This is a genomic window from Streptomyces sp. NPDC002690 (assembly GCF_053592415.1).
The window spans coordinates 1-14,935 of sequence record NZ_JBSFVR010000052.1 but is presented as its reverse complement, the minus strand read 5'-3'; the positions used below and the strand labels follow the sequence as shown (position 1 = coordinate 14,935).

General features: G+C 71.4%; 12 protein-coding genes. 6 read left to right on the top strand and 6 right to left on the bottom strand.

The window, feature by feature from the left end:
- Nucleotides 1–198: 198 nt before the first annotated feature.
- Nucleotides 199–3,999, bottom strand: a complete 3,801-nt coding sequence (scy, locus tag ACWD3D_RS10160; RefSeq protein ID WP_451460447.1) for a polarized growth protein Scy — start codon at nucleotides 3,997–3,999, stop codon at nucleotides 199–201.
- Nucleotides 4,000–4,164: 165 nt separating this feature from the next.
- Entirely contained in the window at nucleotides 4,165–4,593 is a 429-nt protein-coding gene (gene mce / locus ACWD3D_RS10155; protein ID WP_451460446.1) for a methylmalonyl-CoA epimerase, read from the bottom strand.
- Nucleotides 4,594–4,733: 140 nt separating this feature from the next.
- Between mce and ACWD3D_RS10150 the strand changes: the two genes are divergently transcribed.
- The gene (locus ACWD3D_RS10150) at nucleotides 4,734–5,939 is read left to right on the top strand and encodes an acetyl-CoA C-acetyltransferase (RefSeq protein WP_451460445.1); all 1,206 of its coding nucleotides are present in this window, start codon (nucleotides 4,734–4,736) and stop codon (nucleotides 5,937–5,939) included.
- A gap of 60 nt (nucleotides 5,940–5,999) precedes the next feature.
- Complete coding sequence (gene meaB / locus ACWD3D_RS10145; protein ID WP_451460444.1) at nucleotides 6,000–6,962, top strand: methylmalonyl Co-A mutase-associated GTPase MeaB; 963 nt, start codon at nucleotides 6,000–6,002, stop codon at nucleotides 6,960–6,962.
- Nucleotides 6,963–7,236: 274 nt separating this feature from the next.
- On the opposite strand, the gene ACWD3D_RS10140 is transcribed toward meaB, so the two are convergent.
- From ACWD3D_RS10140 to ACWD3D_RS10125, 4 genes are all read right to left on the bottom strand, one after another.
- The gene (locus ACWD3D_RS10140) at nucleotides 7,237–7,713 is read right to left on the bottom strand and encodes a MarR family winged helix-turn-helix transcriptional regulator (RefSeq protein WP_451460443.1); all 477 of its coding nucleotides are present in this window, start codon (nucleotides 7,711–7,713) and stop codon (nucleotides 7,237–7,239) included.
- 188 nt (nucleotides 7,714–7,901) lie between these two features.
- The gene (locus ACWD3D_RS10135; protein ID WP_451460442.1) at nucleotides 7,902–8,687 is read right to left on the bottom strand and encodes an AIM24 family protein; all 786 of its coding nucleotides are present in this window, start codon (nucleotides 8,685–8,687) and stop codon (nucleotides 7,902–7,904) included.
- Nucleotides 8,684–9,334 (bottom strand): AIM24 family protein, encoded by a 651-nt coding sequence (locus ACWD3D_RS10130; protein ID WP_387371271.1) that lies wholly within the window; start codon nucleotides 9,332–9,334, stop codon nucleotides 8,684–8,686. Before ACWD3D_RS10130 ends, ACWD3D_RS10135 begins: the two co-directional genes overlap by 4 nt.
- A complete protein-coding gene (locus ACWD3D_RS10125) occupies nucleotides 9,334–9,966 on the bottom strand; it encodes an AIM24 family protein (protein ID WP_328723647.1) in 633 nt (210 codons plus the stop codon). The genes ACWD3D_RS10130 and ACWD3D_RS10125 overlap by 1 nt, the downstream gene beginning before the upstream one ends.
- A 198-nt stretch (nucleotides 9,967–10,164) precedes the next feature.
- Between ACWD3D_RS10125 and ACWD3D_RS10120 the strand changes: the two genes are divergently transcribed.
- From ACWD3D_RS10120 to ACWD3D_RS10105, 4 genes are all read left to right on the top strand, one after another.
- Complete coding sequence (locus tag ACWD3D_RS10120) at nucleotides 10,165–10,515, top strand: DUF3817 domain-containing protein (RefSeq protein ID WP_451142736.1); 351 nt, start codon at nucleotides 10,165–10,167, stop codon at nucleotides 10,513–10,515.
- Nucleotides 10,512–10,805, top strand: coding sequence for an MTH1187 family thiamine-binding protein (locus ACWD3D_RS10115; protein ID WP_266709201.1), 294 nt, complete (start codon nucleotides 10,512–10,514; stop codon nucleotides 10,803–10,805). Before ACWD3D_RS10120 ends, ACWD3D_RS10115 begins: the two co-directional genes overlap by 4 nt.
- A 205-nt stretch (nucleotides 10,806–11,010) precedes the next feature.
- The gene (locus ACWD3D_RS10110; protein WP_451460441.1) at nucleotides 11,011–12,855 is read left to right on the top strand and encodes a glycosyltransferase family 2 protein; all 1,845 of its coding nucleotides are present in this window, start codon (nucleotides 11,011–11,013) and stop codon (nucleotides 12,853–12,855) included.
- A 3-nt stretch (nucleotides 12,856–12,858) separates the two neighbouring features.
- Nucleotides 12,859–14,817, top strand: a complete 1,959-nt coding sequence (locus ACWD3D_RS10105; RefSeq protein ID WP_451460440.1) for a galactose oxidase-like domain-containing protein — start codon at nucleotides 12,859–12,861, stop codon at nucleotides 14,815–14,817.
- Nucleotides 14,818–14,935: the final 118 nt, after the last annotated feature.

Sequence of the window (14,935 nt, the reverse complement as noted above, 5' to 3'; positions counted from 1 at the left end):
CTGTCGAATGAGACCGGTGAGGTGATAGAGGGAATCCTAGGGGCCAAAGCGGCGTGTCAGCGTGGAGATACCAGTTTGATCTGGAGAATGACACCTCTTTCGGGTGGCGGACCCGTGCGACGCTGATCACTCTCCGGGGTGGCCGGGAACGCCGGTCGCACGCGGTCGCGCACCCCGTCCCCCGTCCCCGACAGTCCCTCAGCCCTCCGTCTGCTTGCCGCCCGCCCGGGTACCCGCGCCGGCCGCGGCCTTGATCCCGCCCCCGAGAGTTCCCCCGCCGGCGGCCTTCCCGCCTCCCGCCGGAACCTCGAAAGACTCCAACGCCTCCAGCACGTCCTGGACACGGGAGATCTCCGTATTGATGTCCGCGCGCCTGCGCACGAGGACGTCGAGTTCCCGCTGTCCCTCGTCCACCGTACGCTTCGCCTCGGCCGCGGCCTCGGCCCGCAGCTTCTCGGCCTCGCGGATGAGCTCCGCCTTCTTGGACTCCGCCTCCTTGAGCAGGGACTCCGCGCGCTTGACCGCCGCGATCCGGACCTTGCCCGCTTCCGAATTCGCGTCGGACAGCAGCTCCTTGGCCTTCTTCTCGGCCTCGTCGCGCTGCTCGGTGGCCGCCTTCATCAGATGGTCGACACGCTCCCCGGCGGTCTTCATCTGCTCGGACGTCTCCCGGCGGGCCCGCTCGTGCAGCTCCTCGACCTCGGCCTCCGTCCGGGTGCGGTGTTCCTCCGCGCGCTCCCGGGTGGCGGTGGCGTCCCGTCGCGCGCCGACCAGCAGTTCGTCGGCGTCGGTGCGCGCCCGCTCCACCAGGGTGTTGCCCTCGACGGTGGCCTCCGAGGTGATCCGGACGGCCTCCTTGCGGGCGGCGTCGACCATGGTGTCGGCCTGCGCCTCCGACTCGGTGGCCGTCCGCAGAGCCTCCTCGCGCGCCTTGTTGATCAGCTGGTCCGCCTGCTCGGCCGCGTCCGCCCGGCGCTTGGCCGCCGACTGCCGCGCCTCGTCCAGCGCACGCTCGGCCTCCTCGCGGGCGTCGTTGCCGAGCTTCTCGGCCGCCTCCTCCGCGTCGGTCCGCAGCTTCGCGGACTCCTCGCGGGTACGGGCCGCGTGCTCCTGCGCCGAGGCCACGGTCTTCGCCGCCTCCGAGCGACGCCGCTCGGCCTCCTTCGTGGCCTCGCCGACGAGCTGGTTCGACGAGTCGGTCGCCTCCTGACGGATGCGCTCGCCCTCGCTCGTCGCCTCCGCGACCAGCCGGTCGGCCTGCACCGCCGCGTCGGACCGCATGCGGTTGGCGTCCTCGCGGGCCTCCGCACGGGACCGGGAGGCGTCCTGCTCGGCGGACGTGAGGGCGTCGGACGCCTCGGTACGCACCCGCTGGCTGTACTCCGCGGCCTCCGCGCGCAGCCGCTCGGACTCCGCGATGGCGTCCGTGACGGTCCGCTCCGCGAGCGCCTTCGCCGCGTCCGACTCCTCGGCCGCGACCTGACGGATGCGGTTGGCGTCCTCGCCGGCCCGCTCCCGCTCCGCGGCGGCGTCGGCGCGCAGCCGGTCCGCCTCCTCCCGCGCCTCGGTCCGCGTCCGCGTGGCCTCCTGCTCGGCGGCCGTGCGCTGCGCGGCGATCTCCGTCTCGGCCTGCTCGTGCAGTCCGGCGACCGATTCGCGTACCTGCTGGGCCGTCTGCTCGGCGGCGGCGACCAGTTCGGCCGAACGGCTCTCCGCCTCGCCGACGAGGCGCTGCGCCTCGGTCTGTGCCTCCTCGACCCGGGTACGGGCGGACGCGAGGAGCTCCTCGCTCTGCTCGCGGGCCCGCTCGCGCTCCTGCCCGGCCTCGGACCGGGCCGTCTCCAGGGTCTCCTCGGCCGTGCGGCGACGCCGGTTGGCCTCCTCCTGGGCGGCCTCCAGCGCCTCGGCCGCCTCGGCCGCGACGCGCTCGGCGGCGGCAGCCGCCTCGGCCCGCACCCGGTCGGCCGTCTCCTGAGCCTCGGACTTGAGGCGCTCCGCCTCGGTGGCCGCCTCGGTACGCAGCCGTACGGCGACGGTCTCGCCCTCGGAACGCGACTGGGCCGCGTCGGCCGCGGCCTCGTCGCGCAGCCGCTGCGCCTCCGCCTCGGCCTGCTCCTGGAGGGTGCGCAGCCGCTCGGTGGCCTCGGCGCGCAGCCGCTCGGACTCCTCGGCCGTCTCCCGGCGGATGCGCTCCGCCTCCGTACGGGCCGTACCGAGGGCCTCCTCGGCGGAGGTGACCCGGGTCTCGGCGTCGGTGCGCAGCCGGTCCAGTTCCGCCGCGGCCTCCTCGGCGCGGGCCGCCACCTGGCGTTCCGTCTCGGCGCGCAGTTCCTCGGCGGCCTCCTCGGCCGCCGTCTTCGTGGACTCCGCCTGCTCCTCGGCCTCCGCCCGCAGGGCCTCGGCCTCGGCGCGGGCGCGCTCCAGGGCCTCCTCGGCCTGCTTGCGCAGGGTCGTCGAGCGCTCGCCGGCCTCGGTGCGGACCCGCTCGCTCTCGGCGGAGGCGGAGGCACGCTGCTCCTCGGCGTCGGTCCTCGCCTTGGTCAGCAGCTCCTCGGCGGTGCGGGCACCCTCCTCGATCTGCTGGACGGCCTCGCGGCGGGCCTCGCCCCGGATGCGCTCGCCCTCGGCGACCGCCTCGGAGCGCAGCTGCTCGGCCTCGCCGCGCAGCCGGCGGGCCTCTTCCTGGAGCTCGACCGTCTTGGCCCGGTACTCCTTGGTGCCTTCCTCGGCCGCGCCCTTGAGCTGGTCGGCCTGCTCGGCGGCCTCGCCGCGCAGCCGGTCCGCCTCGGTCTCCGCCTCGCGGCGGATGCGCTCGGCCTCCTCCGCGGCGGCCCGGGTGGTGGAGGACGCGTCCTCGGACGCCTTGGTCAGCACCTCCTCGGCGCTGCGGGCGGCCTTGGCGAGCTGGGCCGCGGTGTCCTCGGCAGCCGCCGTACGCGCCTTCTCGGCCGCCTCCGCGAGGAGCCGCTCCGCCTCGGCGCGGGCGTCGGCGAGGGCCTGCTCGGACTCTTCCTTCAGCGTCTCGGCGCTCTTGGTGGCTTCGCCGACCAGCCGGGCGATCTCCGACTTCGCGGTGCGGGTGCGCTGTTCGTTCTGCGACTCGGCCCCGGCCAGCGTCTTCGACGCGGCGTCCTTGGCCTCGGAGAGGAGCTTCTCCGCCTCCAGCCGCGCTTCGCGCAGCCGGGTCTCGGCCTCCTGGGCGTGCTGTTCGGCGGAGCGCTGGAGGTCGGTGGCCTGCCGGCGGACCCGGTCGGCCTCGGCGGTGGTCGTGGACCGCAGTTCCTCGGCGTGCTGGGTGGCCTCCTGGGCCTGGCCGGCGGCGGTGCTCAGCATCCGTTCGGCGTCCCGGCGGGCGCGCAGCAGGATCGCCTCGGCCTCGGCGCGGGAGGTCTCGGCCTCGGAGCCGAGCCGCTGGCGGGTCTCCTCGGCGACCCGGGCGGCCTCGCTCCGCGCGGCGTTCACGGACTGCTCGGCCTCGGACCGGGACTCCTCCATGAGCCGGCGGGCCTGGGACTCCGTACGGGCGCGCAGCTGCTCGGCCCAGGCGACGTTCTCGTTGACGTGGGCTTCGACGGTCTGCCGGCGTTCGGCCAGTTCCTGGTCGAGGCGCTGGCGGCGCTGGACCGCCTCGTTGTGGAGTTCGGCCTGGAGCCGGGCCTGGTGCTCCGCGTGCTCCTGGAGGATGCGCTGCGTCTGTGCCCGGGCATCGCGCAGCTCGCGCTCGGCGTCGGCCCGCACCTGCTCGGCCTGGGCCTGGGCGTCACGGAGCATCTGCTCGGCCTGGTATCCCAAGTCCGCGCCGCCGTAGGCGGGACGGGTCGCGAGATTGCGCCGAGCCTCGTGCAGCTTGGCTCGCAAGACCTCGACCTGGTAACCGAGGTCCTCGGCGTGCTGGACGGCCTTCTCCCGGTCGGTTTTCAGCCGGTCCATCTCGGCTTCGAACCGCGAGAGGTGGTCGTCTTCAGCTCGGTGGCTCTCCTGGCGTTCGTAGCCCCGCACTGCGCGGTCCCATCCGTCCCCTGGTCGCAACTCTCCATACAGGACCGCCCGCCGGCGAGCGGCCCCCCGGGGAATGGTGACAGACAAACGACAGGGACGTTTTCACGGCCCCGGCCCCGGCCCCGGCCCGGAACGGCCCACTCTACCGGGCCGGGTATCCGGCGGTCAGTGCTCCGTCCGGGACGTGACCAGTTCGGTGAGGACCCCGTGGCAGTCCTTCGGGTGGAGGAAGGTGATCCGGGAGCCCATGGAGCCGGTGCGGGGCTCGTCGTAGAGGACCCGTACCCCCTTCTCGCGGATGTCCGAGGAGTCCTGGTCCACGTCCTCGGTACCGAAGGCGATGTGGTGAACGCCCTCGCCGTTCTTCTCCAGCCACTTGCCGACGGCCGAGTCGGGCCGGGTCGGCTCCAGCAGCTGGAGGTAGGAGGCTCCGCCGTCGGAGGTGCCGTTGATCCTCAGCATGGCCTCGCGCACGCCCTGCTCTTCGTTGACCTCCGAGTGGTGGACCTCGAAGCCGTACGTGGAGCGGTAGAACTCCACCGTCTTGTCGAGGTCGAAGCAGGCGATCCCGATGTGGTCGATTCGCGTCAGCATGGGACCAGTGCAGCGTCCGGGAGGAGGATTGGCAAGGTGCGCGCGATCACACACGCTGCCGGATGACGGACGGTGGGCGTCTCAGTACATTTTCAAGTCAACCCTCGTCAACCACCCTCACCTCCTTAGGGGCCGTGCCCATGTCAGGAACGACAGGTACCACCACCTCAGTGATCGTCGCGGGCGCCCGTACGCCCATGGGCCGGCTGCTCGGCTCCCTGAAGAGCTTCTCCGGCGCGGACCTCGGCGGCTTCGCCATCAAGGCGGCGCTGGACCGGGCCGGCATCGGCGGCGACCAGGTCGAGTACGTGATCATGGGACAGGTGCTCCAGGCCGGCGCGGGCCAGATCCCGGCCCGGCAGGCGGCCGTCAAGGCGGGCATCCCGATGAACGTCCCCGCGCTCACCGTCAACAAGGTGTGTCTCTCCGGGCTCGACGCCATCGCGCTGGCGGACCAGCTGATCCGCGCCGGTGAGTTCGACGTGGTCGTGGCGGGCGGCCAGGAGTCCATGACCAACGCCCCGCACCTGCTGCCGAAGTCCCGCGAGGGGTACAAGTACGGCGCGATCGAGATGCTCGACGCGATGGCGTACGACGGTCTGACCGACGCCTTCGAGAACATCGCGATGGGCGAGTCGACCGAGAAGCACAACACCCGTCTGGGCCTGGAGCGCGCCGCGCAGGACGAGGTCGCCGCCCTCTCCCACCAGCGCGCCGCCGCCGCCCGCGAGAACGGGCTCTTCGAGGCCGAGATCACCCCGGTCGAGATCCCGCAGCGCAAGGGCGACCCCGTGCTCTTCGCCGAGGACGAGGGCATCCGCCCCGAGACGACCGTCGAGTCGCTCGGCCGGCTCCGGCCCGCCTTCGCCAAGGACGGCACGATCACCGCCGGCTCCTCCTCGCAGATCTCCGACGGTGCCGCCGCGGTCGTCGTGATGAGCAAGGCGAAGGCCCAGGAGCTGGGGCTCGACTGGATCGCGGAGATCGGCGCCCACGGCAACGTGGCCGGTCCGGACAACTCGCTCCAGTCCCAGCCGTCCAACGCCATCCGGCACGCCCTGAAGAAGGACGGGCTGACCGTCGACGACCTGGACCTCGTGGAGATCAACGAGGCGTTCGCGGCCGTCGCCGTGCAGTCGATGAAGGACCTCGGCATCACGTCGGAGAAGGTCAACGTCAACGGCGGGGCCATCGCGCTCGGCCACCCGATCGGGATGTCCGGCGCCCGCGTGGTGCTGCACCTGGCGCTGGAGCTGAAGCGGCGCGGCGGCGGTACCGGTGCGGCGGCGCTCTGCGGCGGCGGCGGTCAGGGCGACGCGCTGATCATCCGCGTACCGGGCAAGTAGTACGGGTGACGCACGGCCCGGCGGCGCGGCACGGCACGCGGTGAGAGGAACGGAGCGGTGATGGTGGACGTCCCCACCCTGGTGGAACAGGCACGGCAGGGCAGACCGCGTGCGGTCGCCCGGCTGATCTCGCTGGTGGAGGGGGCTTCGCCGCAATTGCGCGAGGTGATGGCGGCGCTGGCCCCGCTGGCGGGGCACGCGTACGTCGTCGGGCTGACCGGCTCGCCCGGGGTCGGCAAGTCCACCTCCACCTCGGCGCTGGTCACCGCCTACCGCAAGGCCGGCAAGCGGGTCGGCGTGCTCGCGGTCGACCCGTCCTCGCCGTTCTCCGGCGGGGCGCTGCTGGGCGACCGGGTGCGGATGTCGGACCACGCTTCCGACCCCGGGGTCTACATCCGGTCCATGGCGACCCGGGGCCATCTGGGCGGCCTCGCTCGCTCCGCGCCGCAGGCCGTCCGGGTGCTGGACGCGGCGGGGTGCGACGTGGTGCTGGTGGAGACGGTCGGGGTGGGCCAGTCCGAGGTGGAGATCGCCTCGCAGGCCGACACCTCGGTGGTGATGCTCGCGCCGGGCATGGGCGACGGCATCCAGGCGGCGAAGGCCGGAATCCTGGAGATCGGCGACGTGTACGTCGTCAACAAGGCGGACCGGGACGGCGCGGACGCCACCGCCCGGGAGCTGAACCACATGCTCGGCCTCGGGGAGTCCCGGGGCCCGGGCGACTGGCGGCCGCCGATCGTGAAGACGGTGGCCGCCCGGGGCGAGGGCGTCGACGAGCTGGTCGAGGCACTGGAGAAGCACCGGGCGTGGATGGAGGAGCACGGGGTGCTGGCGGCCCGGCGCACCGCTAGGGCCGCCCGCGAGGTGGAGACGATCGCGGTGGCCGCCCTGCGCGAGCGGATCGCCGACCTGCACGGCGACCGCCGACTCGAAGCGCTGGCGGAGCGCATCGTGGCGGGCCGGCTCGACCCGTACGGCGCGGCCGACGAACTGGTCGCGGGGGTCACCTCGGCAGCGCCCTGACCGGGCGCGCGTACCGGCGCGGCGTGCGGGCCGCCCCGGTACGCACTAGGCCGTGTTGTGAAAGTCCCGCCTGTCGGGCGACGCCTGGCACGCACGCTCGCCGCGTTGTCGGGATCACCCCGATACGTCCAGTATCGGGGCGACCCTCCGCCTTGCGATCGCACGCACCAGACGTCGCCTGACCCGCCCTCCGGGCGGACGGCGCTACTTTCACAACACGGCCTCGGGCAGCGGTTACGGCCTGCCGCGCCGGTACGCACCCGTACGGGGGCGGTTACGGCCTGCCGCGCCGGCCGCGCAGATGCTCCGCGATCGGGGTGAGAGCCGCGTGCAGTTCGGCCAGAGCCTCGGGGGACAGCAGGTCCATGAAGTGCTTGCGGACGGAAGCGACGTGGTACGGCGCCACCTTCCGCATCGTCTCCCCGCCGAGGTCGGTGAGGACCGCGAAGAGTCCGCGCCGGTCCGACTCGCAGTTCTCGCGCTTGACCAGCCCGGCGTTCTCCATGCGGGTGATCTGGTGCGAGAGCCGGCTCTTGGACTGGAGGGTGAGCGAGGCGAGGTCGCTCATCCGCAGGCGCTGCTCCTCGGCCTCGGAGAGGTTGACGAGGATCTCGTAGTCGTTCATGGTCAGGCCGAACGGCTGGAGGTCTCTCTCCAGCTCGTGCGTGAGCAGTCTGCTGACGTCCAGGTGGGTGCGCCAGGCACGCTGCTCCGTGTCGCTCAGCCAGCGTGTGGCCGTCTCGGTCTCCATATATGGATTCTACCTAAGAAGTTGAAAGCCGGACGAAGTGGGGGCTGTGACCCCCGGCACCCGCCCGGCACTCACCTCGGCATCCGCCGCCGGTCACCGGGCCGCGCACGGCACGCGCGGCGCTCCGGGCACGAGAAAGGGCCGGGCCCGGGGCGTACCCCTGGGAATCACGCTCCGCAGACTACCGCTCACAGGCCGAACCGACGCTGGAGATCCCCCAGCTGGCCGGGGAGGCGGGGTGCGGACCCAGGTTGACCTCCGCCGTGGACGCCGGGACGTCCCCCGCCCGGCACCCCCGCCTCCACCGGAACCGCGCCCACCGACTGCTCGGCCATCAGCACCTCGGTCGACTGCAGCAGCACCGTCCCCGCGCCCACGAACTCGAACTGGTGCTCCTCGCCGGACGTCCCGCCGATCCCCGTCAGTGACCGCAGCCCGCCCATCACGCCCCGCATGTACCCGTGGTCGTAGTGGTGGCACGGCGACGGGCAGTCCGCCCAGCCCACGAGGGCCTGCGGGTCCACCCGCAGCGGCGGCTCCATGAAGACCACCGGCCCGTTCGAGGCCGCCACGAACTTCCCCGTGCCGATCAGCGTGAGGAACCCCGGCACGATCGACTGCTTCAGCGCCAGCGACGGCTGGAACGCCAGCAGGTTGCCGGAGCGGATGGTCAGGTTGCCGTTGTCGAGGTCGAAGGAGTTGACGTCGAAGGCCCGGTCCGCGAGCAGCATCTTGCCGCTGCCCTCGGCGACCACCCAGTCGCTCGCGTGCATCGGCGAGTGAAAGCTCGTCCGCAGCAGCCGGTCGAAGCGGCCGTTGCCCACTCCGTCGAAGTCGATGCGCCCGTAGTAGGCGATCATCTTCCCCTTCTGGAGGAACCACTGACTACCCTTCAGCTCCACGCAGAAGGTGTACGCGTTGACGTTGTCGTCCGACGGCAGCGTCGTCGGATCGAAGATCACGGGCGTGCTCACAGCTTCTCCTCCGACGCCTGGACGTACACCGCACCACTGCCGCTGAGTTCCAGCTGGAACGCCTCGCCCGAGCCGCGCCCCACCATGTCGCGCCAGCCCAGCGCCGTGGAGAGCTTGTTGCGCACGTCCCCGTGGTGGGCGACGTACGCCTGCGGGTCCACGTGCACCTCGCGGCCGGGCGTGATCGGCAACTCGATCACCCCGCCGTGGGCCATCACCGCGACCGCGCCGTGGCCCTTGAGGGTCGTGGTGAACAGGCCCTGCCCGGTGACCTGGCCGCGCACCATCCCCATGACCCCGCCCTGTGAGCCCATGAACATCGTGCCCTGCTGGAGCGTCCCGTCGAACGCGAGCAGCCGGTCTGCCTCGACGTAGAGGGTGTCGCCCGCGAGGTTGATGACTTGGATGTGGTGGCCGCCGTGGCCGAACATCACCGTGCCGCTGCCCTCCACCGTCATCAGCGGGGTCGCCTCGTTCGCCACCCGCCGACCGATCATCGACATCAGCCCGCCCTGGCCGCCCTGGATGTTCGGGGTGAAGGAGACCTCGCCCCGGTAGGCGAGCATCGCGCCGCGCTGGCTGTACATCTTCTGACCGGGGACGACCGTCGCCTCGATCATCTTCGAGTTGATCTCGCGGAACGGCATCAGACGTCGCCCCCGATGGTGTTCCGCTCGCTGGGCTGCACGTACACGAGTCCCTCGCCCTCGAAGCGGATCTGGAACGACTCCCCGGAACCCTCGCCCATGAACGTGCGGAAGCTCACCCCGGACTGGAAGTGCTGCTGGAGGTCGCCCTGGTGGGCGATGTAGGCGCCGGGGTCGACGTTCAGCGGGTACTGCCGGGTCACCCGGAGCACCACCGCCGAGCCGTCCGACATGATCGCCGCCTGGCCGGTGCCCTCCACGGTCGTGGTGAACAAGCCGTTCCCGGTCGCGCCCCCGCGCAGCCCGGTGAAGCTGGTGCCGGTGCGCAGCCCGGCGTCCGTGCAGAGCAGGTTGCTCGCCTCCACCCACAGCTTCTCGCCGCGCAGCGACACGAGATTGATCTCGCTCGCCCGGTCGGCGAAGTAGCAGGTGCCCTGCCCCTGCACCTCCATCACCGTCATCTGTTCGCCGGTCAGCCTGCGGGTCACCATGCCGCGCAGGCCCTCACCGCCGCCGGACAGTTTCTTGAACGCCATCCGGCCGTCGTACGCGACCATCGAGCCGTTCTTCGCCTTCACGGCATCGCCCGTCAGATCGACGGCGAGCGTCTTGCTGCCTTGGAGTCGGAACATCGCCACGGACCGACGGTAGCCGCCCGCGCGGCGCCCGGGCCAGTGTCCGGTAAAGGATCACGGACCGCGCCCCGTCCCGCCCGCACCACCTTCCCCGTACGCCCCCGGGGCATGAGGTGCCCACGGGCGGTGCCACAATGGGGGCGGCTTGTGCTTGCATTCACAAGCCGTGACGACCCTCCCACCGAAGGTGCCCCCGTGGACATCAAGACCGCTACCGCCCTGCACCGGCTGCGCCTCATCTCGATTCCCGAGGCGCTCTCCTTCCCGGCGCTGATCATCTTCGGATCGATCCTCAGCCGCGTCTCCGACATCGACTTCCTGATGATGCCGCTGGGCGCCCTGCACGGTCTCCTCTTCGTGATCTACGTCCTCTTCCTGCTCGACGTGTGGATCAAGGCGAAGTGGCCCGTCAAGCGGGTCGCCCTCTTCTTCGTGCTCTGCCTCCTGCCGTTCGGCGGCCTCTACGGCGACAAACTCCTCAAGCGGTACGAATCGGACGGCGTCATCGCCGCCCGCGCCCGCCGCGAAGGCACGGTGAACGCGTGATCGTCGCCTTCTCGGTCTCCCCGCTCGGTGTCGGCGAGGACGTCGGCGAATACGTCGCCGACGCCGTGCGCGTCGTCCGCGAGTCGGGGCTGCCCAACCGCACCGACGCCATGTTCACCTCGATCGAAGGCGAATGGGACGAGGTGATGGACGTCGTCAAGCGCGCCGTCGCCGCCGTCGAGGCCCGCGCCGGACGTGTCTCTCTCGTCCTCAAGGCCGACATCCGACCCGGCGTCACCGACGGACTCACCTCCAAGGTCGAAACCGTGGAACGGTACTTGGCCACCTGACGCCCCGTCCGTTCCCTCGCCGCACCGTTCCCCCGAGGAGCCCCCCGCCACAACACGGCGGGGGGCTCCTCGCGTTCCGGGTGCGACGCGCCCGGGACACGCCGCGCCGCACGTCCGTGAAACCCTCACTCGGCCCTGCCGAGTCGCCCCGTTGTGAAAGATCCACTTATGTGGTGAGACAAACCGGTTCGACATAGGAGGCACGGTGCGGTCGGAGGTCTACGACTACGACTCCCACTCCCGGCTCGCGGGTCCGCTCACGGAACCGGAAGGACCGGCGTACCGGGTTCGGTACCGGAGCCTCCTCGCGGCGGAGAAGCGGCGCACCCGCGCCGTGCTCCTCATGACCCTCGCCCCGGTGCTCACGGGGCTGCTCCTGCTCTACCTGGTCTGGCCGACGCACTGGACCCGGCGCGAGAACGGCGAGCACTGGCTCGTCGCCGCCGACACCGCGATGCTCGTCTCCATCGCGCTGATCGAACTCTTCATGCTCGTCAACGTCGTCTCCATCGCGCACGCCACGATGGTCGCCAGGGACCCGGTGCCCGTCGTTCCCGAACCCGGCACCAAGGTCGCCTTCGTCACCACGTACGTACCGGGCAAGGAACCCCTCTCCATGCTCCGCGCCACCCTCCGGGCCGCCGTACGGCTCCGGCACGACGGACCGCTGGACGTCTGGCTGCTCGACGAGGGCGACGACCCGGCCGCCAGGGCGCTCTGCGCGGAAATCGGCGTCCACCACTTCACCCGGCGCGGCGTCCCCGAGTGGAACCGGCCGAAGGGGGCGCACCGCGCGAAGACCAAGCACGGCAACTACAACGCCTGGCTCGACGCGCACGGCGACGCCTACGAGTTCTTCGCCTCCGTCGACACCGACCACGTGCCGCTGCCCGACTTCCTGGAGCGGATGCTGGGCTGGTTCCGCGACCCCGACACCGCCTTCGTCGTCGGCCCACAGGTCTACGGCAACTACGACGCGGCCGTCACCAGGGCCGCCGAGTCGCAGCAGTTCCTCTTCCACGCCCTGATCCAGCGCGCCGGCAACCGCTACGGGGCGCCCATGTTCGTCGGCACCAACAACGTCGTCCGGATCGCCGCACTGCGCCAGGCCGGCGGACTGTACGACTCGATCACCGAGGACATGGCGACCGGCTTCGAGATCCACCGCCGCCGCAACCCGCTCACCGGCCGCCCCTGGCGGTCCGTCTACACCCCCGACGTGCTGGCCGTCGGCGAGGGCCCGTCCTCCTGGACCGACTTCTTCACCCAGCAGCTGCGCTGGTCGCGCGGGACGTACGAGACGCTGCTGCGGCAGTACGTCAGGGGGCTGTTCCGGCTGCCGCCGGGCCGGCTCCTCAACTACACCCTGATGCTCGTCTACTACCCGATGACCGCCGTCAACTGGCTGCTCGGGGTGTTCAGCTGCGTGCTCTTCCTCTGGCTCGGCGCCTCCGGCACCGAGGTGTCCGCCTCCCTCTGGCTGATGCTCTACAGCGACGCGGCGGCCCTCCAGATCGGCCTCTACCTCTGGAACCGGCGGCACAACGTCTCGCCGCACGAACCGGAGGGCTCCGGCGGTATCGCCGGTATGGCGATGTCCGCCCTCTGCGCGCCGATCTACCTGAAGTCGCTCGGCGCCGCCGTGCTGCGGACCAGCGGGCGCTTCGTCGTCACGCCCAAGGGCGGTGCCACCAGCCCCGACCGGCTCCTCACCTTCCGCGTCCACCTCTTCTGGGCCGCCGTCCTGCTGGTCTCGCTCGCCGCGTCCGTACCCCTGCACCACACGCACGCGGCGATGCGCACCTGGGCCGTGCTGGCCCTGGCCGTCGCACTCTCCCCGGTCGCCGTGTGGGCGTACACCGACTGGCGGGCGGCCCACCCGGCGCGGGCCCGCCGAAACGCCCGGCGGACGGTCCCGCGCACGGCCCCGCACTCACTGCCCGCCGAGGCGACCTTCATCACCACCACGACGACCACCACGCCGCCGAGCGCGCCGACGACCGGTGCCGCCCTCGCCGAACCCGTACGCAGCACCGCAGGAGGGAACTGACCCATGCCCCACCGGCCCACCAGACGGATCAGGAGGGCGGTCCTCGGCAGCGGGGCCGTCGTCGTGCTCGCGGGGCTCAACGCGCCCGCGGCGCTCTCGTTCGCCCAGGACCAGTACCACGCGTACAAGATCGCCCAGCCCGGCTACCAGGCGCGCTACGGCTCCTGGCAGCGGGTGGACATCCCGAAGAGGTACCGGACCAACGCCATCCACGCCGCGCTGCTCCACACCGGCAAGGTGCTGATCGTCGCCGGGTCCGGCAACAACCAGCGGCACTTCGACGCGGGGACCTTCGACACGATCCTGTGGGACCCGGTGGCCGACACCTTCAAGAAGGTCGACACCCCGGTGGACTTCTTCTGCGGCGGCCACGCGGCGCTCCCCGACGGACGGCTGCTGGTGGCCGGCGGCACCGCCCGCTACGAGGTGCTCGACGGCGAGGTGTCCCGGGCCGGGGGCGGGATGCGGGTGAAGAACGAGAACCCGGACAAGACGCTGTTCCTGAAGAAGGGCACGGTCTTCCGCTCACCCTCGGGCGTCGAGTACCGCTCCCTCTTCGACGTGACCGTGCCCCGGGCCGCCAAGCGCGGCTTCGCCGTCAGCTACTACGCCGACGGCGGGATGAAGCCGTGGAAGAGCAAGGTGACCGCCGGTGAGGAGCGGGTCTTCGTCGAGGCCGTGGAGACCGGCCCGGACTCGGCGACCACCGACTCCGCCCAGTACGAGATCGAGGGCCTCACCGGCGCGGACGCCGACAACTCCTACGGCCTGGCCGAGAAGATCACCACGCAGAAACAGGACTTCCAGGGCATCCGCGCGGCCTACGAGTTCGACGCGCTCGCCGAGAAGTACATCAAGGTCGACCCGATGAAGGAGGCCCGCTGGTACCCGACCCTCGTCGGACTCGGTGACGGACGGGTGCTCGCGGTCTCGGGGCTCGACGACGTCGGCGAGATCATCTCCGGCGACACCGAGATCTACGACCGGACGACCAAGAAATGGTCCAAGGGGCCGTTCCGCTATTTCCCGACCTACCCCGCCCTCTTCCTCACCAAGGGCGGCAGGCTCTTCTACCCGGGAGCCAACGCCGGTTACGGCCCGGCGGACAAGGGACGTGCCCCCGGGCTCTGGGACCTGCGCAAGAACACCTTCAAGGCGGTCGGCGGACTGACCGACTTCGACGCCACGGAGACCGCCTCCTCCTTGATGCTGCCCCCGGTCCAGGACCAGAAGGTGATGATCCTCGGCGGCGGCGGTGTGGGGGAGTCGAAGGTGTCGACCGCCCGCACCGCGATCGTGGACCTCAAGGCGAAGAACCCCGTCTTCCGGGCGGGCCCCGACCTGCCGCAGGGCACGCGCTACCTCAACAGCGTGATCATGCCGGACGACACCGTCTTCACCACCGGCGGATCGAGCGACTACCGGGGACGCGGCGACAGCAACATCCTCAAGGCGCAGACGTACGACCCGAAGACCGGTGAGTTCACCGAGGCGGCGGCTCCCACCATCGGCCGGAACTACCACTCGGAGGCGCTGCTGCTCCCCGACGGCCGGGTGGCGACCTTCGGTTCGGACTCGCTCTACGGCGACAAGGCCAACACCAAGCTGGGCAAGTTCGAGCAGCGGATGGAGGTCTTCACCCCGGCCGTGCTCCACCGCGCGGGCGGCGACCGGCCGGTGATCGGCGCCGGGCCCGAGGAAGTGGAGCGCGGTGACACCGTCACCTACGCGGTGACCGGTGGCGGGCGCGTCGCGACGGTCCGGCTGATGCGGCCGAGCGCCGTCACCCACACCACCGACGTCGAGCAGCGGTCGATCGCGCTGGAGCCGCGCAAGAGCGAGGGCAGGATCACCGTGACGGTGCCCGGGGACAGCACCCTGGTGCCGCCCGGCTGGTACATGCTCTTCGTCACGGACACCGACGGCATCTCGTCGGTGGCGAAGTGGGTCAAGGTCGGCTGAGGGGCCCTTCGGGGCCGCCGCTTCCCGACGTCGCGGAGAGTGAGTGGGCCGTAACAACTGGAGCTGATTGTTCCAGCGCAAGTCGTGCTCACTATAGGAGAATTGAGGGTCCTTTTGG